The sequence below is a fragment of the Nostoc sp. genome, assembly GCF_036917615.1.
GTDB lineage: Bacteria > Cyanobacteriota > Cyanobacteriia > Cyanobacteriales > Nostocaceae > Nostoc.
This window is the reverse complement of the sequence record NZ_JBALCZ010000030.1, coordinates 1-26,480: the sequence shown is the minus strand read 5'-3', so window position 1 is coordinate 26,480 and position 26,480 is coordinate 1. Positions and strand designations below refer to the sequence as shown.

General features: G+C 41.7%; 26 protein-coding genes. 12 read left to right on the top strand and 14 right to left on the bottom strand.

Going from position 1 to position 26,480, the window contains the following annotated elements:
• Nucleotides 1-48 precede the first annotated feature (48 nt).
• The gene (locus V7K85_RS11385; protein ID WP_334813633.1) at nucleotides 49-288 is read right to left on the bottom strand and encodes an acetolactate decarboxylase; all 240 of its coding nucleotides are present in this window, start codon (nucleotides 286-288) and stop codon (nucleotides 49-51) included.
• Between the two features lie 370 nt (nucleotides 289-658).
• On the opposite strand from V7K85_RS11385, the gene V7K85_RS11380 reads away from it, so the two are divergent.
• The 5 genes from V7K85_RS11380 (at nucleotide 659) to V7K85_RS11360 (ending at nucleotide 3,536) form a co-directional block, all read left to right on the top strand.
• Nucleotides 659-1,606 carry a zinc-binding dehydrogenase gene (locus V7K85_RS11380; RefSeq protein ID WP_334813631.1) on the top strand — a complete coding sequence of 316 codons (948 nt, stop codon included), beginning with the start codon at nucleotides 659-661 and terminating at the stop codon, nucleotides 1,604-1,606.
• Entirely contained in the window at nucleotides 1,603-1,956 is a 354-nt protein-coding gene (locus V7K85_RS11375; protein ID WP_334813629.1) for a hypothetical protein, read from the top strand. The genes V7K85_RS11380 and V7K85_RS11375 overlap by 4 nt, the downstream gene beginning before the upstream one ends.
• A gap of 25 nt (nucleotides 1,957-1,981) precedes the next feature.
• Nucleotides 1,982-2,236 (top strand): SDR family NAD(P)-dependent oxidoreductase, encoded by a 255-nt coding sequence (locus V7K85_RS11370; RefSeq protein ID WP_334813627.1) that lies wholly within the window; start codon nucleotides 1,982-1,984, stop codon nucleotides 2,234-2,236.
• Nucleotides 2,237-2,413: 177 nt separating this feature from the next.
• Entirely contained in the window at nucleotides 2,414-2,563 is a 150-nt protein-coding gene (locus V7K85_RS11365; RefSeq protein ID WP_334813625.1) for a hypothetical protein, read from the top strand.
• 211 nt (nucleotides 2,564-2,774) lie between these two features.
• Entirely contained in the window at nucleotides 2,775-3,536 is a 762-nt protein-coding gene (locus tag V7K85_RS11360) for a Uma2 family endonuclease (protein ID WP_334813624.1), read from the top strand.
• 204 nt (nucleotides 3,537-3,740) lie between these two features.
• Here the strand turns inward: V7K85_RS11360 and V7K85_RS11355 are convergent, their stop codons facing one another.
• From V7K85_RS11355 to V7K85_RS11340, 4 genes are all read right to left on the bottom strand, one after another.
• The gene (locus V7K85_RS11355; RefSeq protein ID WP_334813622.1) at nucleotides 3,741-4,274 is read right to left on the bottom strand and encodes a hypothetical protein; all 534 of its coding nucleotides are present in this window, start codon (nucleotides 4,272-4,274) and stop codon (nucleotides 3,741-3,743) included.
• A 166-nt stretch (nucleotides 4,275-4,440) separates the two neighbouring features.
• The gene (locus V7K85_RS11350; protein ID WP_334813620.1) at nucleotides 4,441-5,010 is read right to left on the bottom strand and encodes a DUF4142 domain-containing protein; all 570 of its coding nucleotides are present in this window, start codon (nucleotides 5,008-5,010) and stop codon (nucleotides 4,441-4,443) included.
• 64 nt (nucleotides 5,011-5,074) lie between these two features.
• On the bottom strand, nucleotides 5,075-5,278 hold the full coding sequence (locus V7K85_RS11345) for a ChaB family protein (protein ID WP_334813618.1): 204 nt from the start codon (nucleotides 5,276-5,278) through the stop codon (nucleotides 5,075-5,077).
• 18 nt (nucleotides 5,279-5,296) lie between these two features.
• Nucleotides 5,297-6,133: an aldo/keto reductase gene (locus tag V7K85_RS11340; protein ID WP_334813635.1), complete on the bottom strand. Its 837-nt coding sequence runs from the start codon at nucleotides 6,131-6,133 to the stop codon at nucleotides 5,297-5,299.
• An 875-nt stretch (nucleotides 6,134-7,008) separates the two neighbouring features.
• Here V7K85_RS11340 and V7K85_RS11335 point away from each other — a divergent pair.
• The 3 genes from V7K85_RS11335 to V7K85_RS11325 all read left to right on the top strand — a co-directional run bounded on the left by V7K85_RS11335 (nucleotide 7,009) and on the right by V7K85_RS11325 (nucleotide 8,694).
• Nucleotides 7,009-7,224: a bromodomain-containing protein gene (locus V7K85_RS11335; RefSeq protein WP_334813616.1), complete on the top strand. Its 216-nt coding sequence runs from the start codon at nucleotides 7,009-7,011 to the stop codon at nucleotides 7,222-7,224.
• A gap of 161 nt (nucleotides 7,225-7,385) precedes the next feature.
• Nucleotides 7,386-7,937, top strand: a complete 552-nt coding sequence (locus V7K85_RS11330; RefSeq protein WP_334813614.1) for an alpha/beta hydrolase — start codon at nucleotides 7,386-7,388, stop codon at nucleotides 7,935-7,937.
• Nucleotides 7,938-8,121: 184 nt separating this feature from the next.
• Nucleotides 8,122-8,694 carry an HdeD family acid-resistance protein gene (locus V7K85_RS11325; RefSeq protein WP_334813613.1) on the top strand — a complete coding sequence of 191 codons (573 nt, stop codon included), beginning with the start codon at nucleotides 8,122-8,124 and terminating at the stop codon, nucleotides 8,692-8,694.
• Between the two features lie 485 nt (nucleotides 8,695-9,179).
• Here V7K85_RS11325 and V7K85_RS11320 read toward each other — a convergent pair whose 3' ends face one another.
• Together V7K85_RS11320 and V7K85_RS11315 are read right to left on the bottom strand one after the other, a co-directional pair.
• The gene (locus V7K85_RS11320; RefSeq protein ID WP_334813611.1) at nucleotides 9,180-10,601 is read right to left on the bottom strand and encodes a hypothetical protein; all 1,422 of its coding nucleotides are present in this window, start codon (nucleotides 10,599-10,601) and stop codon (nucleotides 9,180-9,182) included.
• Between the two features lie 209 nt (nucleotides 10,602-10,810).
• Nucleotides 10,811-11,674: a hypothetical protein gene (locus V7K85_RS11315; protein ID WP_334813609.1), complete on the bottom strand. Its 864-nt coding sequence runs from the start codon at nucleotides 11,672-11,674 to the stop codon at nucleotides 10,811-10,813.
• A gap of 643 nt (nucleotides 11,675-12,317) precedes the next feature.
• Here V7K85_RS11315 and V7K85_RS11310 point away from each other — a divergent pair.
• Complete coding sequence (locus V7K85_RS11310; RefSeq protein ID WP_334813607.1) at nucleotides 12,318-14,456, top strand: glycoside hydrolase family 10 protein; 2,139 nt, start codon at nucleotides 12,318-12,320, stop codon at nucleotides 14,454-14,456.
• A 267-nt stretch (nucleotides 14,457-14,723) separates the two neighbouring features.
• Here the strand turns inward: V7K85_RS11310 and V7K85_RS11305 are convergent, their stop codons facing one another.
• From V7K85_RS11305 to V7K85_RS11295, 3 genes are all read right to left on the bottom strand, one after another.
• Nucleotides 14,724-15,806 carry a CHAT domain-containing protein gene (locus tag V7K85_RS11305; protein ID WP_334813605.1) on the bottom strand — a complete coding sequence of 361 codons (1,083 nt, stop codon included), beginning with the start codon at nucleotides 15,804-15,806 and terminating at the stop codon, nucleotides 14,724-14,726.
• A gap of 109 nt (nucleotides 15,807-15,915) precedes the next feature.
• Complete coding sequence (locus tag V7K85_RS11300) at nucleotides 15,916-17,091, bottom strand: hypothetical protein (RefSeq protein WP_334813603.1); 1,176 nt, start codon at nucleotides 17,089-17,091, stop codon at nucleotides 15,916-15,918.
• Entirely contained in the window at nucleotides 17,084-18,235 is a 1,152-nt protein-coding gene (locus V7K85_RS11295; protein ID WP_334813601.1) for a cache domain-containing protein, read from the bottom strand. Before V7K85_RS11295 ends, V7K85_RS11300 begins: the two co-directional genes overlap by 8 nt.
• A gap of 109 nt (nucleotides 18,236-18,344) precedes the next feature.
• Between V7K85_RS11295 and V7K85_RS11290 the strand changes: the two genes are divergently transcribed.
• Nucleotides 18,345-18,488: a hypothetical protein gene (locus V7K85_RS11290; protein ID WP_334813599.1), complete on the top strand. Its 144-nt coding sequence runs from the start codon at nucleotides 18,345-18,347 to the stop codon at nucleotides 18,486-18,488.
• Between the two features lie 527 nt (nucleotides 18,489-19,015).
• On the opposite strand, the gene V7K85_RS11285 is transcribed toward V7K85_RS11290, so the two are convergent.
• The 3 genes from V7K85_RS11285 to V7K85_RS11275 form a co-directional block, all read right to left on the bottom strand.
• The gene (locus V7K85_RS11285; RefSeq protein ID WP_334813597.1) at nucleotides 19,016-20,944 is read right to left on the bottom strand and encodes an SPFH domain-containing protein; all 1,929 of its coding nucleotides are present in this window, start codon (nucleotides 20,942-20,944) and stop codon (nucleotides 19,016-19,018) included.
• A gap of 483 nt (nucleotides 20,945-21,427) precedes the next feature.
• The gene (locus V7K85_RS11280; RefSeq protein WP_334813595.1) at nucleotides 21,428-22,597 is read right to left on the bottom strand and encodes a GUN4 domain-containing protein; all 1,170 of its coding nucleotides are present in this window, start codon (nucleotides 22,595-22,597) and stop codon (nucleotides 21,428-21,430) included.
• 191 nt (nucleotides 22,598-22,788) lie between these two features.
• Nucleotides 22,789-23,025: a hypothetical protein gene (locus tag V7K85_RS11275; RefSeq protein WP_334813594.1), complete on the bottom strand. Its 237-nt coding sequence runs from the start codon at nucleotides 23,023-23,025 to the stop codon at nucleotides 22,789-22,791.
• 91 nt (nucleotides 23,026-23,116) lie between these two features.
• Between V7K85_RS11275 and V7K85_RS11270 the strand changes: the two genes are divergently transcribed.
• Both V7K85_RS11270 and V7K85_RS11265 read left to right on the top strand, forming a co-directional pair.
• Nucleotides 23,117-24,433, top strand: a complete 1,317-nt coding sequence (locus V7K85_RS11270; protein WP_334813592.1) for an efflux RND transporter periplasmic adaptor subunit — start codon at nucleotides 23,117-23,119, stop codon at nucleotides 24,431-24,433.
• Between the two features lie 176 nt (nucleotides 24,434-24,609).
• The gene (locus V7K85_RS11265) at nucleotides 24,610-25,350 is read left to right on the top strand and encodes an SDR family oxidoreductase (RefSeq protein ID WP_334813590.1); all 741 of its coding nucleotides are present in this window, start codon (nucleotides 24,610-24,612) and stop codon (nucleotides 25,348-25,350) included.
• A gap of 409 nt (nucleotides 25,351-25,759) precedes the next feature.
• On the opposite strand, the gene V7K85_RS11260 is transcribed toward V7K85_RS11265, so the two are convergent.
• Nucleotides 25,760-26,335 carry a TMEM175 family protein gene (locus tag V7K85_RS11260; RefSeq protein WP_334813588.1) on the bottom strand — a complete coding sequence of 192 codons (576 nt, stop codon included), beginning with the start codon at nucleotides 26,333-26,335 and terminating at the stop codon, nucleotides 25,760-25,762.
• Nucleotides 26,336-26,480: the final 145 nt, after the last annotated feature.

The following is a 26,480-nucleotide window of genomic DNA, read 5'->3' as shown; positions in this document are numbered from 1 at the left end:
GCGAGTTAAGTGAAGCAATGATTTATGGCTCATTGATTCGTCTTATGGTCAGGCGAATGGCATCTTAAGCTTTTGTTTACGAATCAGCTCTAAACCAAAATTACCATATTTTCTCAACTGCTTAAAATTAGTATTACCGTCAAAAATTCCTACTGCCAAAGCGCTAATTGTAGATGTTTGAAATAGAGTATTGGATGACGTACCTTGCTGAGTTGTACCTGGCGAAATAGCAACTAATAGTGCAGTGATAGTTAAAATAGCTATCCAGAAATAACGTTTGATTTTCATCAGATAAAAATTCTTCCTTTTGAATACTCCTGTACTACGTAGTAAAATCCCTAGACGCCTGGAAGGCGGCTGATCGTAGAGTAGGAGGTTGACAGCGACTAGCTTACAACGTACCAATAAATGCAAGCATTGATGAAACAAATCTTTTCGTAGAGTGCTTGATTCTTTTGTCTATCTTGTGATAGTTTTCTTTCTACGTCCTCTAAAATACTATAAATTTATCGATTTACCGTAGATTATTAAATATCATTAACCTAGTTGTAGGGATTTGGGGTTAAGAAGGACTAGCTAATCTGTCGAGTTTATTATTGTAGGCAGTACATTGTGAACTACCGATCTAGAAATTTATCTCTAAGCCAAGGCATTCTTTATGAGTAAAATACGTGCTGTGATTGTTGACCCCAATGTGCCGGGGCGTTTGGCACTGAGTGAAGTGACTGCACCAAAGCCTGCTCCAGATGAAGCTTTAGTGCGGGTAGCAGCAATTTCCCTGAATCGGGGAGAGGTGAAACGTTCAACTTCTGCTGAAGCTGGTTGGCAGCCTGGTTGGGACTTGGCAGGCGTGGTGGAAACCTCCGCTGCCGATGGTTCAGGGCCTCCCCAAGGGGCGCGTGTAGTTGGCTTTCGCCATGCCGGTGCTTGGGCAGAACTCGTGTCTGTTCCCACCAACGCCTTAGCAGAAGTGCCGCCATCGGTATCCTTTGCTCAAGCTGCCACACTGCCTGTCGCGGGTTTAACCGCGTATCATGCTGTACTTAAAGGCGGTTCGCTGTTAGGTCGCCCAGTTCTGGTTACAGCTGCATCAGGAGGTGTTGGTTACTTTGCTATCCAATTGGCGCGGCTGTCAGGGGCGCACGTCGTGGCATATATTCGTCAAGCTGCCTATGAGACTTTAGTTAGAGAAGCAGGCGCACAATCGGTGGTGATTGGTGAAGACCTCTCACCCGCAAGCGAGTATGGCCCCTATCATCTAATTGTAGAGTCAGTGGGTGGCAAGACTTTGGGGGTAGCTCTTGGCTTACTGGCACAGGATGGAAAAACTGTGCTGTATGGAGTATCTGGGGGAGCAGAAGTAACATTCAATGCTGCCCAATTTTTTGGGACTGGTAGCGTAAACCTGTATGGTTTACGTCTGTTTGATGAATTGAGATTTGAATCAGCCGCAGTCGGTCTAAAACGGCTTTTGAATCTAGTAGAAGCAGGTCAGTTGCGTCCTCACATTGATTTAGAAGCTTCTTGGACACAAATAGCTGACGTAGCGCAACAACTACTGGACAGGCGTTTTCCTGGCAAGGCTGTATTGCACATTTCAAATTGAGTATTACGAATTATGCTGACTTCTGGTTCAAATTAGATCAGCTTGTAGCCGCTAGTAATCTCAAGATAGATCGCCCAAAAGGGACATCACATCCACGTTATCCATCTTTCGTTTATCCGCTGGATTATGGATATTTACAAGATACTCATTCTGGAGATGGAAATGATATTGATGTCTGGATAGGTAGCTTGTCTAGTCAAACAGTAACTGCCGTTATTTGTAGTGTTGACTTGGAAAAACGGGATACAGAAATGAAGATACTTCTGGGTTGTACATCTGAAGAAAGCCAAGTCATCTTGGGTATCCACAATACAGGCTCTCAATCGGCAATATTATTGGTTCGCAAGTAAATTACATTTTTGAGGGTAACTTTGTATGAGCTTAGAACTAAAACTATCAGGTAAAACAGCGATTGTCACCGGAGGAAGTGCGGGAATTGGTTTAGCCATCGCCAAAGCACTCTATAGTGAGGGTGTGAATGTAGCGATCGCAGATTACGGCGACCAGCCCCGCCACGTTCAACGAGTGACAATTGTCGGCGATCTCCCAGTTGGTATCGATGGTAAACAAAGTGAGGCTATCAAAGGAGACGCTTCTGGGTACAATCGGCGTGAGGCAGTGACTGCATAATACTTGGGCATTGGGGATTGGGCATTGGGTATTAGTTATTCTTTTTTCCCTGATTCCCTACTCCCCTTTGCTTAAACTTCGGCTGACTCCTGAATTCTGAATTCTTGATAAGTTCACCAAGTTTGCCTCTTTAACGGTAATCTCCCTGTTCCCGGTACACTTACAATAGCAGGCTCGTTGTTAGATGCGCGATCGCTTTTAGTAGAACACGCTATCTTGTTTACAGGTCATAATAACCAAGCAGCCCAAGCCGTTGATCCAGGAATTGGCTTTTTGCCTACTGGCGATAAGTATGGTTTAGTGTTATTTGAAGAATATTCTTGCTAAGATACCTCAACTCATTGAAGAAGTGGTGATTTCCTTTAGTCCAGAACTTCTCGATGTCAAAGATGTGCAATCATTCCCCCTGGTTCGTGGAAAAGAAAGCAGCCGACGAGGGTGATAAATTTATGCTGCCGCGTTCTGCAAGGTGTTGAGTTACTCAAAAACAATTGAATCATAATAGAACTGAGAGTTTCATCATCAGGACTGCCAAAAGATGTATCAAACCGATCCGCCGCGATCGCCAAAAGATGTATTGCCGACCATGTATGATCTTCCCAGTGAAGACCCTGAGGAGCCTGGTTTGCCCGATCAGTTTCATTTATTGCAACCTCGTTTGTTAGACGAAACCTTTCGTCCACAGAATTATCCTAGCGACGAGATATTTGTTGCTAGCGATTTGAATCTTTATTATGATCCGCGCCATCCACTGTGGTATAAACGACCAGATTGGTTTGCCGTTTTAGGTGTTTCCCGTCTCTATGAACAACGGGATTTACGCTTAAGTTATGTTGTTTGGCAAGAGGGAGTTCATCCTTTTGTTGTGGTTGAATTGCTGTCTCCAGGAACTGAAAAGGAAGACTTGGGGCAGACATTGCGGGATATCAAGCAACCACCAGGAAAATGGGAAGTGTATGAACGGATTTTGCGTGTTCCTTATTATGCAGTATTTGATCGGTACAAATATGAGTTAAAGGTATTTAAGTTAGATGGCGGTCGTTATACTGAGATAGCCCTGTCAGAGTCACGCTTTTGGATACCAGAACTAGAATTAGGCTTAGGTGTGTGGCCGGGACGCTATCAAGATGTAGAACAGCCGTGGTTACGGTGGTATGATTGGACAGGCTGCTGGGTATTGACTTCTACAGAACAGGAAAGCCAAAGAGCTGAACAAGAAAGACAACGAGCTGAACAAGAAAGACAACGGGCTGAACGGTTGATTGCACAATTGCGTAGACGCGAAGCGGCTTGTCGTTAGACATCGCTCGGCGTTGAACCCGATGTAGATTAACTTTTATCAAACGAAATGGAATGAATGCGAGTGCGTCTGGTAGAGTTGCAATTCGCTTGTGGTTTGGGATTGCCACGCTCCGTACCCTTCTCCTAGAGAAGGGCTGTAGGGCGAACGCAATGACAAAATAGCGATCGCACATTCGCACATTTATAACTCCCAAATTTTGACTTAATTCCCCACAAGTTTGCTGTTTTGTGAAAAGTCTGTATAGCCTTGAACATTTTCTGGTTCAAATTGACGCAGTACGCGCGTAGCTTCGCGTGTTAAATCCTCGTTTCCAGTAACTACAATCAGATATTTGCCAGCATTCAAACGATTCCGATAGGGTAAAGCATCGCCACTGCCAACTGTTGAGCCGACTCCTCGACCAATTAAAGCAGCGCCCAAGGCACCGGCTATCGCTCCTAAAATCCCAGCAAGAAATTCATTGCCAAATCGAGCAACCTGGGGAAATATTTCAATTTCTGTGAGATAGTTGAAGGCATAACCTGCAACAAATCCAAAGGGTACAAGCCACGATAAGAGCCGAGTTGATTGTTTGCGGGCTTGCTTGTCGGGATTAATCAGTCCAAATTCATCAGCACTTAAATAACCATCGCCTAAAATATTCACTTGTGAAGTTGGCAAGCCTGCTTTTTGCAGAGCAGAGTTGGCAGCTTCTGCTTGTATTCGATCTGGTAAAACTGCAACAAGGTAATTCATAAGACCTCGCGGAAAATATGAAAGATAGGGTAAATATGTAGACACCTTACTGGCGTCTACATCCAAATCCAAGAGTGATTAAAACTGATATTTATAGTAATTGCTTCTTTGACAACTGCTCTATCGCCGTAGTGGTGAGGTAAAATTAAGTGATCGGATTATTTGATCACTTGGCACTTCTAGGAGATTGAGTTGTAAGGGCGCGAGCGTGTTGCAAATGCTCTTCCAGAGTCGGCAAAGTTTTAGTTGCCCAAGCTTTCAAGTCTTGATCCTGTCCTTGGTCTGCCTCACGCTGGAATAAGGATACAGTTTTAACATGATCCTTAACCATCTGGTTCATATATGCTTGGTCAAAGGTCGTGCCAGAAAGCTTTGAGAGATTAGCCTTCACTTTCCTATTCTCACGGCCGATGCTTTTAGGAAGAGTAATACCTTTCTGGGTAGCTAATTGTTTAAGTTCAGTGTTTGCCTGAGTATGATCTTGAACCATACCCTGTCCAAACTGTTTCACCTCCTTCTTTACCGCCCGTTGCGAAGCCAACTGCCCAAGCTGTACTTCTGCCATACCGCCCCTAGCAGCTTGGGTAACAAATTGTTTATCTGTAGAACTGACAGCATTCTGAGTTGATCTAGTTGGAGTTTGATTTGACTGAGCTGTGGTTATATTTTGTCCAGATGCAGCGGTAAATGCGCCAATGGCTACAAGCGCAGCCATAATTATTTTTTGTTTGATCATAACTAAATTTTATCCTTCCTTAAGTTTTTTTGTGCAACAATAAAACTGCTGAATGCCATCCGAGCTATTCTGGCTTTTTGTGCCAATGCCCATCATTGCCTTTTTCGTAATCGCGTTTCACCGCGCTCCAAGCAACACGAAAGGCACGCTCTTCTTCACCATATTCTTCTTGAGCATTGTTAAATGCAGCCCGAAAAATTTCTTGAGCGTGCTTGGGTAAGTTTTCTTTGACTGAATCTGGTAAGTCTGCAATCTCTTTGTAAGGCATAAATTCTATTTTCCCGTCTTACGTCTGCATTTGGCTTTGAGGTGGAAAGCCATGTTGGATTCTGCCTTCATCAGCATCAAACTGCTTGGAACTTTTGAACAGTTCAAAACGCCCATCGGCAGCATATTGAGCGCAACGATCACGCAATGCTTGCATTTCTTTTCCTTGCATCGGTTGAAAGCCACGGGCAATCGCTAAATTTTGCCGTAGTACTTCTAGAGAATCAATACCGCTGACGAGTGTAGCGATCGGTAAACTCATGGCATAGCGGATGGCTTCCTGGGGAGTCACTATACCTTTTTTTACTGCATCAGCATTCCCACTGAGACTTTTCATGCCAATCGCCGCTATTCCCCGTTTGTTAAGTTCTGGTAACACCTGTCGCTCAAAGCTTCTAAAGGTGGCATCAAAACAATTAAGCGGCATTTGCACGGTATCAAATGGGTAATTGTACGAGAGCATTTTTAGATGAATAGCGGGGTCTTTGTGACCCGTAAAGCCAACGAACCTGACTTTACCTTCTTTTTTCGCATGATCCAGAGCTTCAATTGCCCCGTTGGCACGAAAAATCATCTCTGGATCGTTGTAGTAAACAACTTCGTGGATTTGCCACAAGTCGAGGTGGTCAGTTTTGAGACGACGCAGAGATTCTTCAAGTTGCTGCATTGCCACTTGGCGATCGCGTCCGTGGGTGCAAACCTTCGTCATCAAAAAAACCTTGTCTCGTCGCCCTTGCAACGCTTCTCCCATCCACTCTTCACTACGATGCTTGTTATACTCCCAAGCGTTATCCATGAAGGTGATGCCGTTGTCAATCGCTTCGTGGGCGATGCGAATCGCCTCTTCCTTATTAATTTTGCACTTATTTCTTTAGACATAAATTTTCGAGTTTTCGCACTAAATTCAAACGTCTCTGTAACTTTAGGGTGATGAATTTAGCTATTGACTACGCTTCTAGTTGGACATATCTTGCAAGTCTACTTTCAGTCGGCGTTATGAGCGCTGCTGATGGGCGTCTATTGCAAATTTATTTCTGAATTGCAGGTATAATTAAATAGTTTAGTTTGAAATATTTGCCGTCATTAACTAAAGGTGGTTTCTAACAGGAAACTTGCTGCTTCTGGTCATGTAGGCAGAATGGATATAGAACTTCCTGGGAAAAAATAGATAAAATTGATGTTTCTTTAACATGAATTGATAGATTATTGGTAACAATCAAAATCTAGATTTTATAATTGCGCTCGCTCTTAGCAGAGCATAGCCCATCACCTACTACTGGTAGGTATGCGATCGCACCCTAAAAATCAAATCAGTTTTGCTTTTTTCACTACTGGATAATTTCAATAACTTGATTAATCACCTCTGTTGATTTTTCCGGTTTTATTTTACTTGCTTGATATAAAATAATTTGTTTATCGGTAATAAAAATTCGATTTGGTCTGATATTAATTAGCTGATTCAAACGAACAATAATAAAAGTTAATCAGATATTGCAGCAGTGATCGCAGGTGATGACCATAGTTATTATATTTGCGATCGCCACTCATGTCTTGTGATCAGCGTGCTAATCTAGCAAATCCTACCGATTCGAGTATTATTACTTTAAGATGATGTTAAATTTGTACCCTTTGAATGAGCCTCTTCAACCTATAGCAGGAGTATAATTTTTCATTAAGCGTCTACGATGAAGAACTAGGAAATAAAATCGCAGTATATTTGCTTTTCAAATTATGGACTGGAAGTACAGGTGGAAAAATGGTTATCGACCAAGCCGAGATGAAGCGGTAAAAAACCATCATTTGTTAGATGAGAGTCAGTTCGAGAACGAGCAAGACCGAAAGCTAGCTGAAGAATCTGCAAGGAAGCATTTGGGCATACCTGCACCAACTTTAGACGAAGAGCAATCTGTACTACCTCATGCAGCTTCGCCTAATGAAAAGGCTTAATAACACCATTTCCAAAAATCTTTGCAACAAATAAATTAGCTGTAAGGGTGTAAAGATGTACGCCCCTAATCATGTATCTGTAGCAGGAATTTCGTAAAATAGTATAATGCTTGGGCATTTTGTGCCTATGTATGCTCCACACCATTATAAAGTTCGACAAAATGCAGATTTCTCAGCTTTTCAATCGATTAAACAATAAGAAATTCACTAAGTTACTCACTCCAACAGTAGCTTTAGGCATAGGTGCTATTGTTCTACTCTCAAGTACTAATGCTAATGCTGCCGAGCAAGTTGTTTTAAAGTATGGTACTTTTCAAGGGCAAATATCTGTTCAAGAATTAAGTCAATTTACAGAAACTGGCAAGACTACGCCGACGTTAACGGCTTATTTGCAGGCGGCTAAACAAGACCCCGCAGTAGCTCGTAAGGCACTAAAAGCCCCAATCAAAGCCGATCCTGCCTTTTTAAATAGCTTACTGTCTAGCTGGGCAGGGCCGATTTTAGTTGACCAAATTGGTGAGGTAGTTCACCCTCCCGCAGGACAATTAGATAAGCAGGCGCTGCGAAGCGCTTTAAGTGCTTCTATTAAACAAAATGGTGAAGTTACACTGCTTGGAGCCATTCAGAATTATCCAAATACTTCTGTTGAACTTGAAGGAGATCGTCTCATCTCTGTTTATGAACGCCTAAGCAATCTTGCAGAACTCTTATGAGGGTTACTTAGAGACAATACAGTTGTCATCAGATGATTGGTTTGGTGCATCAATAGTCGTGAATTTTAATCGTAATCAGGATTAAGTTAATACTGATGAGTCTATCTTAGGGTTCATACTCTATTACTTAGAAATTCCCTAACCTAAATGTAGAGTTGAGTCTAAGCATAGGGAAAAGATTTGTATGACAACTGATGTTTCTAGAGATATTAACAAGGATGTTAATGGGTCGCTAATAGCTGGTGTTCTGCTGACTATTTTAGGAGTTGTTGCGATCGCACTGCCTAGTATCTCGACCATATTCGCCGAGACTTGGGTTGCAGTGATTTTGATTTCTGCGGGATTTACAAAACTAGTTTACGCCACTCAAACCCGCCAGCGAGGAGGTTTTATTTGGAAACTTCTATTGAGCGGACTCTATATTGCAACGGGCGTGATGTTGTTTGTTTATCCTTTTACAGGTGTTCTCACACTAACTCTGTTGCTTGGTACCTTTTTGCTAACTGAAGGCACATTTGAGTTAATTCTGGCATTCCAGCTACGTCCGCAACAGAACTGGACGTGGATACTAAGTGATGGCATTATTACGCTGGTCTTAGGCGCAATGATTTGGTTCCAGTGGCCCTTTGATGCGCCTGGGCTGCTAGGGATACTAGTCGGTGTCAGCATTCTTTTCACTGGCATTTCACGCGTGATGCTGGCGTTGAATGCGCGTTCTACTTTGAATCCTTCTGACCAATCTGCAAAAGCGACTTAGTACTGCATTTCATTAATTCGTAGCGAATTAAATTTGGCAATCTGTTGCAATGCCAATGTATCCCTATGCATTGTTAATGCGTTCTTCTGCAATGCCAATGCATCCCGATACATTTTTTTATTTGTCAGTCCCTTAAAACGAAGTAGGCATGGGGCATGGGGCATCGGGAAGAGTCACCTGTTTGGCCCAAGTCGGCGGGCGGCTATCCAATACGGTTCGGATAAGATCCCCCCGCCTGTGGCAGGACTGTTTCATTCCCTAAAAAGCTATAAAAATCAAGCGTTATAGCAATTTAAAATTGATGATTTTGCTATTTGCGTATCGAAAGAACAGACAATTATACTGTTATTTATGTGCTTAAAAGTCTATTTCGTCGCCACCCATACTTATGATTTTTATTGCTAACCATCTTGACAAATCCTGTTTGAGATGGAATGAAACAGCCCTATTTAATGAGTAACATTTGTTCATCGTACCAGCCCTAATTACCGATTAAAAACAGTTCCAAAGTGCGAGAATAACCAGTAACCTAAAGCCAATACAGCTAAGATCGTGGTAGCAATCAATTTGAGATCCCATTCTTTAGGCGGCAAACTATCTTTGACTTCTATCGTTTGTAGAGGGAAATTACTGAGTAACTGATCAACTCTTACTTGGTCTTCGACAACTAGGCTCAGTCCAGGCCAGACGTATTGGTTATCATAATCATTTGGCCCATTCTTGACACCACCAAAATGTTTAAATAAAGCATCATCGTAATAAGTCGTGTCTGTTACTGCTTGGTTATGAAAGGCAATCAAAGGAGGGTGATGCTGTTTGTTGGAGAGCGAAAAGTAGATTTTCTTCTGCTGACTAGCGATATAGTCAAAGTTAGATTTTGGTTGCCAGAATGATGTGTTAACCCAAGACTGGGGCTTAACAATATTGTCATCTGCTCCGTGCATAATCCCAATGGGGATATTTAACTGACTACCAATATCACTAATATTGATTGGCGCTATTGCAAACGGAGAACGAAACAGTTTTAAAATACAGATGGCTATCCGAGGAATTCCCATCTCCGTATTTGGTGCTGGGTCAGCAGTAATAATTTGTTGGGGAAAAAACTTTTGTTGATTTTCACCGCAGATATAAATAGGCCAACTCAAGGCTAACAATCCTCCTAGAGAATGATCAAATACATAGAAATCAAACTCTTGTTGAGCAAGTTGGGGATTAACTCTGCACAGATATTGCCAAGATTGCTCGGTTAAAGCGATCGCGTCTTTTATCCACTCTGAAGGTTTATGTGCAAGACTGAAACCAACAGTAGAAATCAAGTCAATCAGATTCTTGCCATATGTGTGATTGAACCAAGTATAAATAAATTTTATGATTAGGATAATCGTTGCTACAGCCAAGGAAGTGCGAAGGTAATCAAATCGCTTAGGTTCGTCTAAATTTCCTTGAATAGTAGGAACCTCTTGCGATGTCCGTTCTTCTTCGGTGCTGAACAAGTCTTCAGGTTGAAACTTATTTAATTTTGAACTTCTATTATTAGTCGCAATTTTAAAAGCTCTATAAGCCCAAAGCGACAAATGAGGCTTTTTTATATTGGCTTCTTGTCTTTTTTCAGCAACTATACAGTTGGGATATTCACTTTTTTGAAAATCTGGAAAAAAGATGTAATAGCCGCTTTTAGCTAATACTTCTAAATGAGCTTCATAGAATTGCGGCATACATAAACCAAAACCGTGTAAGTAAGCAATCAACTTCAGTTTACCTTGTTTGTCATGATAAGGATTATCAGGTACAAAAACTCGAATAAAGTTCGCTTTTATATGGCTGCCAGACTGGTATATTTTATAGCCGTCTTTTTGCTGATGAGGCCAAATTTCCGGGAGATTAAAACTTGTATTATTTTCCATAAATATATTATTTTGCGACATTAAGATAAGGAGTCTAAAGATATCAGTAAATATTGATTAATTCGCAACTTTTTCAGATTTTTGCATAGACTTAAGAATAATGTAAAATAAATTATCCAATATTCTTAAGGCATATTAAGGTATCCTGACGATGAAGCAAGCTATGGATAATGTGCTGTTTGTAAGAAACGTAGAGTTTTGAACTTACCTTATTTTTGGGTGGCTAATTTTTCTTTGATATTTTGTGGAGCAATGCCTTTCATGTAAATTAACCAAGTAAATATAGCTACTCCTGCTTCTGTTCCTAATAAGTCGTGGAGGATATGAAATAAAGGATTGTAAAGTACTTGAGGATCAGTATAAGGATTGCCACCAAACTTATCTAGAAGAAAGACAAAGCTTAAGTTAACTCCTACTGAAAAAATTGGCACAAGAATAATTTTCCAATCTAGGAGAACCTTATAGCCACGATAAGTCAATACGCTAAAAACCAGAGTAAGTGCAATATAGATAGGAACTTTAAAGTTATCGTTGCTTGCTTCATAGCCTAAAGGGTACAAAATTGAAACAATTAATAAACTAATTGCAAACACAATGTTGATTAAATTAGTGATTCCGGTAGTCTTCTCAATCAATCCATCCGACCACAAAGCAAATGCTGAAATCAAGAAAAAGTAGAACATGAAGTTCAGCATTGTGAAATCGTTTTGATAATACCAACATTGCGTAACGTGCCAGCCAATCTCTGAGCCTATTGCTACCATAATAAAAGCTAGAGCTAACTGAGAAGCAAAAATTGTTCTCAGTGGGAATCCTATATTGTTTAAACTTTGGTAAAAAATTCTCATCGCTAAAGGGATGAGGCAAAAAGTTAAAACGTGGGTGATAATCAATCCGAATTTCCAGCCACCAGTAATGCAGGTTCGAGACTTAACTGTTGTAGACTCTGTAATTCCTGGCAATATTGCCAAAACATAAGCAAATCCAGCTAACCCGATGAAGAAGCAGAGGGCGATAAAAACTAAGTCTATACTGAATATTTTGCTATTTGTTGTATCTTTTAGTTTGTCCATAAATTGAGTTATTTTGAGAAAATTTCAAACGGCTGCTTTTGAATTAATTCTTCGAGTTAGAGGCTGTTTTGCCTTTATATATTTCAATGCCACTCTCCTATAATCTTTGTGTAATAAGGCTTTTTACAATCAAGAAAGTAGCAACTGACTCATGCAGCCCTCAAAACTCCTCGCCGTGCCTGTGAAGCATGATTGCTTTAGTACGGAAACCTCAAAGCAGCCCGTTAAGCAAAGAAGTCCGTAACTTGCTCTAGCTTTTGTATACACGTTGACTATCCTTCTATAGAACCCATAAGCAAGCGAGTACAATAAACTAGTAAATAAGTAGCGCCTAATTTACAGCCTATAATGCATAAAAGGCTTTCGCTACTTACTACTTATAAGATGTCTGATTAGAGAACTTAAATATTAACTTGGGGTAGTCGCTACTATTTTAACAGTCCTGTCAGCGTTATAGCATTCAATTAACCACTTTAAATCTAGTAACTTGCTTTTTGCAACAGTATTTTTACTTAATATTAAGTATTCGCATATTTTATAATACATTGCAGCAGCGATGCCTACGGCTGGCTACACCTACGCCAACAAAATTGCTAAATTAACTAAGGAAATCAAAATCAAGGCCAGCTAGCTGCAATCAACAATGGTATCTATTGCTACTCCATTCTCGGATATTCAAAACCATTGGGCACGCTCATTTATTACAGCCTTAGCCCAACGTGGTATTGTCAGTGGGTCGCCTAATGGCACATATCGCCCCGATAACTCACTCACTCGTGCTGAATTTGCCGCCATCATTGCTAAGGCATTTCCCACAGTTACCAAGAAGCGGCAATATGTCCCCTTTGTTGATGTACCCACGAATTATTGGGCAGCAGCTGCCATTCAAGTAGCTTACGAAAAAGCATTTATTAGCGGTTTTCCTGATAAAAGTTTCCGTTCCGCTAACCGAATTACTAGAGTAGAAGTTTTAGTTTCTTTGGTAGGAGGCCTAGAAATTGCCACCAAAGTAAAACCTGATCTCCTCTCAGCACTCCCAGAAATTTATCAAGATTCTGTTCAGATTCCTGGGTATGGTATAAATCAGGTAGCTATTGCCACCAGCGCTGGATTGGTGGTTAGTTTCCCAAATCTGAAATTACTCAATCCCAATCTCGCAGCCACCCGTGCAGATGTGGCAGTGATTATTTATCAAGCTTTGGTGTATTTAGGTGAAGCAGAAAAAATTGCCTCTAGTTACCTAGTGCAGCCGCCAATACCGATACCAATACCTACACCGATACCAACGCCGATACCAATACCCACACCAACACCAACGCCAACACCAACGCCGACACCGATACCAACGCCGACACCTACACCAACACCAACGCCAACACCTACACCTGTCGGTAGCGTTAGGGTAAATCATAGCCGAGAATTCCGGGGGGCGTGGGTAGTATCTGTGTGGAATGGTGACTGGCCTTCCAAAGCGGGACTTTCTGTTGCCCAACAAAAAGCCGAACTTAGCGAGATTATTAGTAAATTACAAGCGTTAAACTTCAATGCCCTGATCTTCCAGGTGCGACCTGAGGGAGATGCTTTGTATGAATCAAAATTAGAGCCTTGGAGTGCTTGGATTACAGGAACTCAGGGTCAAGCACCAGAACCATTTTATGATCCTTTAGCGTTTGCGATCGCAGAATGTCACAAGCGCAACATTGAACTTCATGCTTGGTTTAACCCCTACCGCGCCAGCACTTCCACCGACCCAGCCAAAACTGTCCGTCCCCACATAGCAGCTACCAATCCAGAAAGCGTTTATTTGTGGAAAACTCAACGCTGGATGGACCCAGGACTGAAAGTAGTTCAGGACAGAGCTTACAACGTAATTATCGACGTAGTGAAGCGCTATGATGTTGATGGCATTCACTTAGATGATTATTTCTATCCATATCCCATCGAGGGACAATCTTTCCCCGATGACAAAACCTACGCTGCATATAAAGCAGCTGGCGGTACACTCAGCCTTGGCGACTGGCGACGCGACAATGTTAACAAAATGGTACAGCGCCTCTGGCAGGGAATTAAAACAACCAAACCCGACGTTAAATTTGGTATTAGTCCCTTTGGGATTTATCGCCCCGGACAACCCACTGGGATTACTGGGTTGGATGCTTACAACGTGCTGTATGCTGACTCGAAGAAATGGTTAGAACAAGGCTGGATTGATTATATTGCGCCTCAACTTTATTGGCGCACAGACCAACCACAACAAAGTTATTCGGCGTTGCTAAAGTGGTGGACACAGGTAAATACAAAGCAAAGACACGTTTATGCTGGTAACAATTTGACAGAACCAAGCAACAAGAGTCGAGAAAGTGAAGAGATTGAAAAGCAGGTGAAAATTAGTCGTAGCCAAGCTGGACAGTTGTCACTGGGGAATATCTTCTTTAATCTCGCTGTTTTGACGCAAAATAGTCAAGGCATTGCTGATAAATTCCAAAGTCTGCTTTATAACAAACCTGCGCTCCCGCCAACTTTGTCCTGGCAGGATACAACCCCACCCCCTCCACCCATTGGACTACAAGTCAATAACCGCAAACTGAGTTGGCAGCCTGGTGATAATCAACCAGTTCGTTCTTGGACACTTTATCGCCAAAGTGGTGATACTTGGACAATTCAGCGAATTTTGTCTGCTGGCACAACCTTCGCTACTGTCCAACTAGCGGGAACTTATGCCGTGTGTGCGGTGGATAGATCGGCGAATGAGAGTGTGGGAACAGTTATTACAGTTAATTGAACAAAAGTGCTAACCATGAGTGCGATCGCTACTATACTTTTGTAATAATCTAGTGTGGGCGTTGCTGATTATACGCTCTTCTATGACTCTTATCAGAGAAAAATTAGAAACTTTTGTGGCATTTGACGAAAGGTATTTTATTTCAACCTCTCACGGATGCACATTACCACCCGTTGCAATAATCCTATCCTAAAAGTTTCTTTGTCAGCTTCCTGAAATTTCTTGTCTGACAACAATTATCAGATATGAGAATTGTTTTATTTCATGTTATTTTAAAGTTTTTTTTAAAACTGGTATTAACCCTTGTGAAAGGTTTTCCATTTGAATGGCAACAATACCTTCATCAAAGGCTCTTTGAAATAAATCTTTATTACCTGAGTTTTGAAAACCCAGTCCATCATAAAAACCTTGAGCAAATGTAATCGCTGCTTTGTCCTCAATCGGCTGATTCATGCCAATTGCATAATTAATATATTGGCTAATTGCTATAGCAGTTTTTTCTGAATGACAGGCATTAAGTAGTACACAATCTACATAATTGGCGTGTAACTTAAATAGTGATGCTAACCCTTCTGGTGTAACTGGCTTATTATTTCCCCCATCATCCTCTAATAGCAAACTGCCATCTTCCAAGCCATGTCCACAAAAATGAACAATTTGAGGCTGTTCTTCTGCAATAGCTCGACGAATATCTTGAGGACGTACAGCAGTTCTAATGCGAATTTCAAATAAATTACGATTAGTGGCTCGTCGTATAGCTTCTTCAATTTCTCGGATTTCTCTATCTAAACGCAGTCCATGAGGAATTGCTGTCAAAATTAATATTTTTTGCTGTTGCACCAATCCTTCGTACTGGTTACGAAGAAAACCACGTCCTCTTCGAGTGATTTTTATGTTTTGAAAATCTTCGGGATATTGGCTTGCTTGACTATTTAAAGGCAGTGCCTCAAGATAGCCATCTTGTAACATCTCATAAATTTGATTAACAACTTCTGCCTTAGAGTATCCTTCAATTTCAGGTACTTTCTCCAAAAACTCTGGTGTTACTTTTTTAGCTTTTAGAAAAATTTTATTTATTAAATCCGAATTATCAGATTTATTTTGAGTATTTAAAGCTTTGTGTTCCACAGATTGCAATTGCTTTTCAATTTCATCTAACCTGTCAGTAAGTCTCTTAAGCTCATTATCCTCATTTTGAATTTGCTGTTCGTATTTAAATTGACTTGATGGGTCAGTTTCAATAGCCAGGGTTTTGCGTATTCGCATCAATCTATCATTTCTAATATCCCACTCATTTTGGAGTGAATCTCTTTCCTTTTCCAATCTACGACGTTGCTCATTTGATAGCATATTAAACATTTATAAGAATAAAGTTTTTAATGAACTTGCATTACTCATTGCGATTTTAATTGGCAGTTGGGATTTACTCATCTCTTCAATTCACCAGCCAATAAGTCCCTTAAACCATAGAGAGTAGAACCATACGGCTAAGGAAAATTACTAATCCCAGAGGGAGGCTCCAGCGCAAAAAGTTTATTAGTTCGGCTATGATATATTTGTCTCCGAAGATACTTTGCAATGCAGGGTTCATTACTGTTGCGGTAATTACTAGCATTAGAAACTGAAATCCAAAGCCAGTCCAGATAATCTGGTAAAAAATGTTCTCTGGCCCGAGTATTGGATAACGAATAGCCAGAGTAAAACTGAGGGCCAGCAGCGTTAAGATGCTGCCAGCCCAAGAACTTACTCGCTGCTCTAGATCCGTAGTCGTTACCCACAGAGATACAATAGTTGGCAACAAAAGAATCAAAGAATACGGAATAAACAAGCCCGGAATATGACTTGCAGAATTTCTTTTTACTATAATCTGAGCTTCCATTTGAGGATAAAAATTTCCATCCCACCCTCTAAACCGAGAGGACACAAACTCAAGATTACTGGGAGTCCAACCTGATAGTTGCAATTCTTGACTCAAGCCGGAGAAATCGATATCAGATTGCTCTTGTCCAAAGATAACTTTGTTTATACTGTAGCTAGAAGAAGTCAGACGGATCGTTAGAGCCTGGGTATCAAAGGGAAAAGATGCCAGTTCTAACTTGTTTTCAAAAGTGGCAGTTAACCGTTGGTTGTAGACTACTCTACCATCAGCATACAAAAATAATCCGTCTTCTTGGCGCAGAGGTTTCTCTGCCAAGTTAGTGATTTTTACCTGGGGAGTCCACAGCGTTGCTAACTTAGCTGTCGCTTCCTCACCATTAAACTGCTGCTGGTCTACACCAACCGTTTTGACATTAAAAGCCAGTCTAGGATCTTTCCAGCGAAGCAGCAAGTCAATATCGGCGGTAAATGTGCCTCCTGATTCATTAATTTTAGAGATATTGTTGACAATCAATGCAACCCCTACCGTTAATGGGTTGGGAACGTTGGCAGGAAATCCAATCACAGCTTTAACTGTACTTGCGGCTACGGGTTTAACTGTACTTGCAGCTACGGGTTTAACTGTACTTGCGGCTACGGGTTTAGCTGTAGTTATTGCAGTATTAGGCACTTTCTCTTGTGCTTGGGCACTGACTCCCCACAGTATCAAGCTCAGACAAAGACCTAACAAAACTTTAATGTAATGACGATTAACCATTATTTCTCAAAAGCCCAACTTCTTTTTTCATATCTGTAAACCGCTTTTGTAATAGTTCAAAACTTCTGGCAATCTGTCCAACTTCATCTTGACGAGTAGATAGGTCGTTTACAGTGATGAAGACATCATCCCTAGCTGAATTTGCAATTAGATTACCCAGTGCCAGTATGGGACGCATCAGTAAGCCATTGAACAGTACTGACACTGTTCCTGTCAGCACAATCACCTGGAAGATTGCCAAAACGATATTATTCACCAGAACTGCTCTAGCTTGACTAGTCAAGGATTGGAAATCGCGCCCAGCGACAATCACACCAATTTTTTTTCCTTTAAAATCCAGCAGAGGAACGAGGGCAATGCCATAGTCCATCCCGTTAATGTTCTGAATGTTCAACGTTACATCATTAGCTTTGGTCAGTAGGTCAGGGGAGACGAGAGAGCGGATAACCTGCCAGTTTGTAGAATCTTGATTCCGCAATCCTCCAATAATGCGCTCACTATCAGGTTTATCAACTTGTGTGGCGATTTCAGACATGAGTTTGTCATCCACAAAGACACCTCCCTCAAAATCAGTGACTTTTTTGAGTGCATCCAGAACAGGCTTAAAACTTAGAGCAATTTCAAAACTACCGATGGGGCCCTGAGCATCCCTGACAGGAACAACTCCTCGAATACCCAATCCCCGCCGCCCAATTTCTACACCGCTTTGACGTTCCTGCTTTTGATTCGTCAGCACAACCGTTTCCCGGAAACTACTCAGGTCTTCATTAATTCCATCATTTGGAGTAAAAACTCGCAAGTATGATCTTGCAGGAGGCAAGTGAAATTGTGCGTCCGCAACACCAAAGCTAGCTTTCTGCTCTTCAAACGACGGTAGTATAGTCTCGAGTAGTTGCTCTCGGTTGTTGGTACGGAATAGTTGTTGAATAGGGGGTAAACGAGAAATTAAATCCGCCCGAGCTAAGGCTTTTGTACTTTGCTCCTGAATACTATTCTGGATTAGATTTGCTGTTGTTTGCAATTCCTGTTTTCCAGCAGCATCAATCGATTTATATGCTGACTGGTAGGAAGAGAATGCTAGAAAAATAGACGTTACGAAAACAACTAAGGTAACTAGAAATGGAACTTTAAATCGCAACTGCATAGAATTACTTCCTCCTTTTGTGAAGCCCTAGTGGTACAACTGCTTTTGTCGCTACTGACCAAACAACACCACTGGAACAGGGAGTATCCCAAATGTGTAAAAACATAATTTGTCATTGCGAGCGGAACGTCTCGAAGAGAAGCAATCGCAGAGTACGGATATTACGATTGCTACCCTTCGGGAACACCAAGGGCGAACATTCCGCTTCTCTACGAGACGCTGCCGCGAACGCTTCATTGGCAATGACAACTGATCATCTTGGTAGATTTGCAAAATTGGGATGCTCTTCTGGAACATACACAGCAGATTGCACATTTAGCAATCTGACGTGTACCTTTTAGGATTAGCTCTTTCAAAGTGAGCATCTGTACTATCAAAGTTTTTACGGCATTTCAGGCATCGTCTGGAATTGAACAAAGAGATTATCAGTAAATTCCAAATTTTTGGACTGGAAATTAAGTGATCGCCTCATCCAAAATACCAAGATTGGGTTAAAATGCCATTTATTTCATAGTACAAATCTTCACATTGAAATAGCTAGTCTTATTAAAATTGGCTGGTATTGTGGAGCTATTGCCATAAACAATTTATGTAAATAATGACCATTATTGCATTCTTACGTGTTTTCAGCAAATTTCTGCTAAAAAAAAGTCTAAACAGTTGATAAGCTGTTCCACATTTAACTTACATATATTGGGCGGGCGAGACGCCTACTCCACAAGAAATGTACAATTTCAGATTATGCAAACTAGATGTGGTTTAGCTTAACTAAGGAATATGCTAAGTTTTTTCTACATCACATTCAATAGTTAGAGCGACACCACATTTAGAGCAAAACTTGTGAGACGACGGATTTTTAGTCCCACAATGAGTACAAATAATTTGTCCTTGAGGAAGTGCAGCCGATGGCGCTGAACTCTCTAATTTCATAGACTGCTGGACTAGCTGTTGCTGAATTGCTTGGTTTCTTAATGTTGTGGCTATCAACCCATCAAGCAAGCCCGAACCATTGCCACCACTGTTATTAACTGCAACATCCGGTACTAGGCGCATTTGGTGTTCGCCTGCCGTCTCAATCATTCTCAGAGATGTGTATTCTTGACGACCAAGAGCATTAGCTCCTTCTCTCAATACATCTGCCTCCGCTTCTCCCATCATCCGGTGCGTCTGTGAATCTGCCTTAGCCTTCTCCATTTGCGCCTCAGCTTCCAGTTTGGCAATTTCCACACCCTTTTCTTTCCTTACCAAATCTTGTTGAACCTCTGCCAACTCGGTTGCACGGACAAGTTCTTGGCGTTCGATTTCTGTGAATATTTGTTGCTGATAAGTCTTTCGCTGCTCCTCTGCAATTTTACGGTTGATGAGAATCTTCTCTAATTCATCAGGCAAATCAATTTCATTAATAAACGTGCCAACGGCTTGAACGCCATAAGCACTGAGGGCTGATTTAATATGGTCCATAGCTTCTCTTTGTCGGTCGCTGCGATTAGCATGAAAGTCCAGGGCTTCGTAATCTTGGGCTGAATTACGAAAGTAATTGTCAATCATTGACTCTAGTACCCTGGTGACAAGATTTTTGATTGAGCGAAACTTGATAGCATTTATAAAACCAGTAGTACGCCCAACCGTTGGTTCTGATTCTAATACCTCGCTTCCCAAAGAACCAACACGAGATATCATTTTGGGAGCATCTTGTCCAGCAATACTAATAACCTGTGTCACCTCGATATCAAAGAAAAATCCATCCTTGGAACGCAGCTTCAAAGCATGGAGTTGTGCGTCGTAGTTTGTTGGTGGTTTTTGTTTATTTGTCCAATTCAGGGTCACATCATGAGTTGGAACTATTTCCACACTCATGATTCTGGGATTAATAGGATGCTTACCAGGATAGAGTAGAGTCTTGCAAACACCTTTGTAGCCAAGTTCAACAGGTTCACTACCAAGATTATTCTCAGGAGTCTTGCCAACATGGGAGATTATTACCCCTACTGTCCCTGCTGGAATATTAGTCATTCCCTCTTGTTCAACCTTGACAAACCAGGGATTCAAGTTCCAAGAGCCTGATGGCAAAATTTCCTCTTGTAAACCTCTGCACCCACCACCATCAATAAATTTCTGCGGGGTTTGGAAATTATCATGACCTGATACAGGTGAGCCAGCAATTTCACCTGGTTTAATTGGAGTGCCATCGTAAGCAGTAACAATTCCAATTCTGTCTGCTTCGATTGTATGCACCCGCAAATCCTTTGGGTTCATAGGATAATCAAAAGCATTCACTGAAGTAATCACTGTAAATAGCTTGGTATTAATCCTGTAAGTGCCACCAGTCAAGATGCCTAGCTGCCGACCTTTTTCACCACCATTTTCTAGAAAAGCACGGGCATTCTGGAAATTATCGCATTCAACAAACTTACCTAAAATTCGCCCTGGTGGAATTGAGCTACCGTAGTTAGCAATGACAAGCCCAATTTCTCCGGCAGGAATCTTAATTACAGGCACTTTGAGAATGGTATGTATCCAAGGCCAATAGCCTTGATGCAAACCAGGGGAGAGTGTATCTGCTTGGCAACCAGCTTCACCATTTAGAGCAATAAGTTGATGGGTTGAAAGAGTGGAGTTAGGAGATTTAGAATTAATTTTTTTGATGACAATCCCAACTTCATTCTCACCAATTACGACTGAACCATAAAGAAGATCCAAGGGATTCATATTGCAGTTGACTCCATATTTTTTGCTGGGAAGGGAATTATGAGTATTGATTTGGTATGTTAATTTACGTTTTCTTAAGAGGTTGTTTGAAAAGTGGTTGGCTCTGATTTTTGGCACTTACCGATCCCCCCTAGCCCCTCTTTTTAAGCAGGGTGGTTTCATCCGAAAAAAGAAAAATACATAAGTCTTGATTTATCGTGAAAGTGGCATGGCTTTTTACCCCACTTCCATTCCTCTCCCCCACGGGGAGAGAGGCTTTGAAACCCAGTTTTAGTTTTTCTCTGCTTGTATGAAACCACCCTGCCCTAGCTCCTCTTTTTAAGGGGTAACCGGAATCAAAGTCCCCCAATTTATCGGGGGATTTAGGAAAATTATAGAACGTTTGGCTACCAACAAGAGCACTTTTCAAACATCCTCGTAAGATATCTAATAAGCAATTTCCTCTGAGCGCTAATAAAAATTACGAAGTCGCTAACTCTTTCTTCAATCTACAACTTTTTCTTTCACACAAGCACTAAAGCGAAGAAAAAAACTGCGAAAACTTGGCTCCCACTCATCCCAGCGCTGAACACTGTATCCAAAGGACGGGAGATGTCCTTCTTTAGCCTCCAAGCTGAAAGTAAAATCATCATATCTTAACCAATCATGATTCTGTCGCCAGCCCAAGTAGTCAGCAAGTTTGCGGTGAATAACGCCATCGAACTTGCTGGGTTGTCCGCCAATGGTACGCCAAATTCGCTGCTGTACACTAAAGCCAAATTTACTATTGCTATACTTGAGCCAGAGATAGTCAATCCAATTAAGATGGATGCAAGGAAAATTTAATAATTCTTCTTTTCTCATCCAACCCTGTTCTTCTCGCCCCACAAATTGGAGTATTATCCGATATGTTTCACAGTCAGCTTCTTTCCACTGCTGGGCTTTCAAGAAGTTTTCTAACTTGGTGTAATCTGCTTTCCTCCCAAGATTTGGGTTAGTAGAAATAGATTCTAAAATCTCTGCAAAATTCTTGTTGAGTTCCTGCTTAAACTCAACGCCAGGAAAGCTAACCTGTAAATTAGTTTCAGTTATTGCTTTGTTTTGAATAACTGGAATCTGTCCTTCTAAAGTATCTTCTAGTTGAATAGCTACCAAACCTTCATCAAAAGCTCTTTGAAAAACATCTTGATTATCTAAAGCTTCATACCCCAAAGCATCATAAAAACCCTGAGCAAATGCAATTGCAGCCTTGTCATTAATTTCCTGATTCATTCCAATGACATAATTAATGTGCTGACTAATTGCAAGAGCAGGTTTTGCTGAATGGCAGGCATTGAGTAGTACACAATTTACGTAATTGGCGTGCAACTTAAACAATGCCGCCAGCCCATCTGGTAAGACGTTTTTATTGTTGCCCCCATCGTCCTCCAAAACCAAGCTGCCATCTGTTGTGCCGTGTCCGCAAAAGTGGACAATTTGGGGGCGCTCTTCTGCGATCGCCCTACGAATATCTTGAGGGCGTACAGCAGTCCTGACACGAATCTCGAAGAAGTCTCGTCTGACAGATCGTCGGATGGCTTCCTCAATTTCTCGAATCTCCCGATCTAAGCGTAGATCGTGGGGAATAGCTGTCAGAATCAAAATTTTTTGCTGCTGAGTACTTTGTCCTGTCAAAATGTTAGGTGATGAGTTGTCAAAGGCGTTGCCTCTCACTTTTGGAGAAGGTTTTGCAAAGAGATGACCAGCACGGCTTTGTCACCTGGTATCATTTTAATGACAATATCATTACAAAGCAAGGCTTATGCAAGAGATTTTAAGCCAGTAACTGTGCTTTTGCGAATGCGATAGGTATTGGGGATTGGGTGCTAAATCGAAAAATTTTGATGGTGGGTAATGAGCAACCACCAAATTGTGAAAAACTTTTCCCAATCCCCAGTCTCCAGTCCCCAGTCCCCAGTCCCTAGTCCCAAAGCGGCGAACATTGCGCCACTAACCCGTCGGTTAGTGAGGGACTCCTCGTTGCGACAAGTTGACCTTTGGGTAGATTTAGACAGAATTATCAAAACTGTATAATTTGGATGATATAACACATAATTTGCCACAAAACCTCATGCCAAATCAGTAATTTCAATATCAACAGGTGTAATTTTGATTGAATTCTAGTTAATTTATTCCTTAAGTTCCTCATCAGCCATGACATCCCCTGAGCCTCAAAATGATTTTGGAGACAAACCTCCACAAACCCCATTTGAGCCACCTTCTGGACAACGGCGGTGGCTCTGGTTATTTTTACCTGCACTACTATTATTCGGGGGCGGAACAGCTATAGTTTGGCGTTTGCTAACTCCGCAAAATTCAGCGCCTTCAACTGCTAATGCTCAACCTCTAGGGGTAAGAGTCAAAATATCGACAGTACAAAGCGGCATCATTGAGGAAAGTTCAGATTTTATTGCTAGCCTAAAGTCCCAGCGCTCAGTTACGCTCCAGCCAAGGATTCAGGGCCAAGTTACCCAGATATTTGTCAAATCGGGAGATCCAGTTGCACCAGGAACGGCAATTCTTCAAGTAGATTCTAGGTCACAAGCGGATGTCAGTGGAAGCAATCCTGTGCCTCAAGGATTTTTAGTGCAACTGGAAAATGCCCGCGCTACACTCAAATCTCTGGAAGCACAACGACCATCCTACGTTGCGAATGTGCAATTGTATCAGCAGAACTACGAAAAGTTGGTCACCCTAGCTGAACAAGGAGCCGTGTCTCGACAGACTCGCAATCAGTATGCTGATAGACTCGCCACTGCTAAGACTAGTCTTGATGCAATTAATTCTAGGATTGAAGCACAACGAACTATCATATTGCAGGCTGAAAAAGCCTTGCAGCAAGGTAATGTAAATACTCAAAAACAACAAGTCCAACTTCAGTATGACAAAATTACCTCTCCCTTTAGTGGCACAGTTGGCAACATCGCAGTGAAAGTCGGTGATTTAGTTAATACTTCCACACAATTAGTTAATATCACACAAAATCGACCTTTAGAAGTCAATATCTTAGTGCCACTACAGCAAGGGGCCCTATTGCGTAAAGGAATGCCAGTGGAGGTCATGAACACACAAGGTCAAAAGCTAGGCAGAAGTAGGGTATATTTCATTGCACCTAATGCCAGTAATCAAACACAAGAGATACTGATCAAAGCACTTTTTAACAACCCTAATGGTCAGCTACGTGCAGATCAATTGGTAAGGGCTAGAGTGTTCTGGAATCAGCGCCCTGGAGTTTTAATCCCCACAACAGCAATGACTCGTATAGCTGGGGACACTTTTGTCTATGTAGTTGAAACCGAAAAATCTCCCCAAGGTGTATCCCAAGAAGTAGCTCGGCAAAGGCGAGTGAAGCTAGGCGAGATCAAAGGTAATAATTACCAAGTTATTGAAGGATTACAGCCGGAAGATAAAGTTATTATCTCAGGGTTGCTCAATCTCAGGGATGGCGTTGCGATCGTTCCAGAATCTTAATTAAGGGGAGGCATGGGAGGCAGGGGAAGCATGGGAAGCATGGGAAGCATGGGAGGTAGGGGAGGCAGGAAAAGCAGGGAAGAAATAATTAATACCCAATGACTAATGACTAATGACTAATGACTAATGACAGCAGATAATCACTTTGGTGAATCAAAATAAAATTAGATTAATCTATGGCATCTTTAGCTGGAAAAGTCGCAATTATCACTGGTGCATCGCGGGGAATTGGACGAGCGATCGCACTAAAATTAGCAGGTAACGGCGCATCTGTTGTCGTTAACTATGCGGGTAATGCAGGCAAAGCACAGGAAGTTGTTGCAGAAATTGAAAAGTTGGGAGTAGAAGCGATCGCTATCCAAGCTGATGTTAGCAAAGTACCCGACATCCAACGGTTATTTGAGCAAACACTTGAACGCTTCGGTAAACTCGATATTTTGGTCAACAATGCCGGAATCATCTTCTATAAACCAATTAGTCAGGTGACAGAAGAAGATTTCGACAAAATTTTTGCCATTAACGTCAAAGGCACTTATTTTGCTTGCCAACAAGCCGCGCAACACATGGCAGAAGGGGGACGAATTATCAACTTTTCCTCATCAACCACGGTGATGATGCTGCCAACTTATAGTGCCTATGTAGGAACCAAGGGTGCTGTTGAACAAATCACGCGGGTACTAGCTAAAGAATTGGGTGCAAAGGCGATCGCAGTCAATGTTATTTCTCCTGGCCCCACCGATACAGAACTATTCCGAGAAGGCAAAACACAAGAACAGATAGACCATATAGCCCAAATGGCTGCTTTTGGTAAACTGGGAGAGGTTGAAGAAATCGCCGACGTAGTAGCATTTCTTGCCAGCGACGAAGCTAGATGGATCACTGGGCAAAACATCCGTGTAAACGGTGGAGCCGCGTGAGATGATCAAAGCTATCTTCATGAACGCGATATTCTCTGTTTCAAAACCTCAGCCAGTAACGTGAGCAGAGGAAGCAGGGGGAGAGAAAAAATGCTTAACCCAAGCGTATTGAGTGATAACCAACCTCAACCCTCCAAGAAAGTTATCAGTTGAGGCCAGCTGTTTTTGAGAGGAAGAGCAGTTTTTGAGCAGTTTTTGAGAAAGAATTATTGCTCAATAACTCTTTTTCCTCAAGAGCCTCAACAGCTTATCCGAACCCTATTAGGATACCTCTGTGTGATTGGGGCAAGGTTTTTAGATAGGGCAAGGTAAAAAAAAGGGTGGGTTTGTTTGCTAGTCGATGCAATCGGATTGTGAATCGATACAATCGGATTGTAGGGCGATACAATCACATACTGAACAAATACATTTAGGGAATAAGAGTCTTTTCAATGCGACGGTCGGGGATAAGCCAGATAACTGCAACCATAACGTATAGGGCACAGGCAAACCATGAGTTCACAAATGCAAGTGGAATTGCCACAGCATAAAACACCACCGATACTTTTTCCTTAAAGGTTCCACCGACTGCGATCGCTAGAGCCGAATCTTTACCCTGGTGATAAATGAGGACGCGGGTAAGAATGAAGTAAGCGATCGCAGCCAACAACAACACCGTACCATAAAGCACAACTGGCATGGCGGCAAAGTGATTCTCGCCCATCCAGCCAGTGACGAAGGGGATTAGCGATAACCAAAACAGCAGATGCATATTAGCCCAAAGGACACGGCCATTAACGTGTCGGACTGCTTGTAGTAGGTGATGGTGATTGTTCCAGTAGATGCCGATATAAATAAAACTCAGCACATAGCTCAGAAATACTGGAATCAGCGGACGTAGCGCGGCTAAATCGAACCCATGCGGCACTTTGATTTCCAGCACCATAATGGTAATGATGATTGCAATTACTCCATCGCTGAATGCTTCTAATCTCCCTTTCCCCATATATGCATTCCTTTTATATTTACTTGAGAGTAAGTTGTTACACTTCGTACTTTAGAGCTGATTCGTAAACAAAAGCTTAAGATGCCATTCGCCTGACCATAAGACGAATCAATGAGCCATAAATCATTGCTTCACTTAACTCGCT

What these genes read in the sequence shown, in the direction of transcription:
- V7K85_RS11335 (WP_334813616.1), top strand. Translation starts at nt 7,009, where the DNA reads ATGGACTGGAAGTACAGGTGGAAAAATGGTTATCGACCAAGCCGAGAT.
- V7K85_RS11330 (WP_334813614.1), top strand. Translation starts at nt 7,386, where the DNA reads ATGCAGATTTCTCAGCTTTTCAATCGATTAAACAATAAGAAATTCACT.
- V7K85_RS11260 (WP_334813588.1), bottom strand. Translation starts at nt 26,335, where the DNA reads ATGGGGAAAGGGAGATTAGAAGCATTCAGCGATGGAGTAATTGCAATC.
- V7K85_RS11295 (WP_334813601.1), bottom strand. Translation starts at nt 18,235, where the DNA reads ATGCAGTTGCGATTTAAAGTTCCATTTCTAGTTACCTTAGTTGTTTTC.
- V7K85_RS11370 (WP_334813627.1), top strand. Translation starts at nt 1,982, where the DNA reads ATGAGCTTAGAACTAAAACTATCAGGTAAAACAGCGATTGTCACCGGA.
- V7K85_RS11355 (WP_334813622.1), bottom strand. Translation starts at nt 4,274, where the DNA reads ATGAATTACCTTGTTGCAGTTTTACCAGATCGAATACAAGCAGAAGCT.
- V7K85_RS11345 (WP_334813618.1), bottom strand. Translation starts at nt 5,278, where the DNA reads ATGCCTTACAAAGAGATTGCAGACTTACCAGATTCAGTCAAAGAAAAC.
- V7K85_RS11305 (WP_334813605.1), bottom strand. Translation starts at nt 15,806, where the DNA reads ATGCTATCAAATGAGCAACGTCGTAGATTGGAAAAGGAAAGAGATTCA.
- V7K85_RS11270 (WP_334813592.1), top strand. Translation starts at nt 23,117, where the DNA reads ATGACATCCCCTGAGCCTCAAAATGATTTTGGAGACAAACCTCCACAA.
- V7K85_RS11320 (WP_334813611.1), bottom strand. Translation starts at nt 10,601, where the DNA reads ATGGAAAATAATACAAGTTTTAATCTCCCGGAAATTTGGCCTCATCAG.
- V7K85_RS11380 (WP_334813631.1), top strand. Translation starts at nt 659, where the DNA reads ATGAGTAAAATACGTGCTGTGATTGTTGACCCCAATGTGCCGGGGCGT.
- V7K85_RS11325 (WP_334813613.1), top strand. Translation starts at nt 8,122, where the DNA reads ATGACAACTGATGTTTCTAGAGATATTAACAAGGATGTTAATGGGTCG.
- V7K85_RS11350 (WP_334813620.1), bottom strand. Translation starts at nt 5,010, where the DNA reads ATGATCAAACAAAAAATAATTATGGCTGCGCTTGTAGCCATTGGCGCA.
- V7K85_RS11360 (WP_334813624.1), top strand. Translation starts at nt 2,775, where the DNA reads ATGTATCAAACCGATCCGCCGCGATCGCCAAAAGATGTATTGCCGACC.
- V7K85_RS11310 (WP_334813607.1), top strand. Translation starts at nt 12,318, where the DNA reads ATGGTATCTATTGCTACTCCATTCTCGGATATTCAAAACCATTGGGCA.
- V7K85_RS11385 (WP_334813633.1), bottom strand. Translation starts at nt 288, where the DNA reads ATGAAAATCAAACGTTATTTCTGGATAGCTATTTTAACTATCACTGCA.
- V7K85_RS11265 (WP_334813590.1), top strand. Translation starts at nt 24,610, where the DNA reads ATGGCATCTTTAGCTGGAAAAGTCGCAATTATCACTGGTGCATCGCGG.
- V7K85_RS11300 (WP_334813603.1), bottom strand. Translation starts at nt 17,091, where the DNA reads ATGGTTAATCGTCATTACATTAAAGTTTTGTTAGGTCTTTGTCTGAGC.
- V7K85_RS11315 (WP_334813609.1), bottom strand. Translation starts at nt 11,674, where the DNA reads ATGGACAAACTAAAAGATACAACAAATAGCAAAATATTCAGTATAGAC.
- V7K85_RS11285 (WP_334813597.1), bottom strand. Translation starts at nt 20,944, where the DNA reads ATGAATCCCTTGGATCTTCTTTATGGTTCAGTCGTAATTGGTGAGAAT.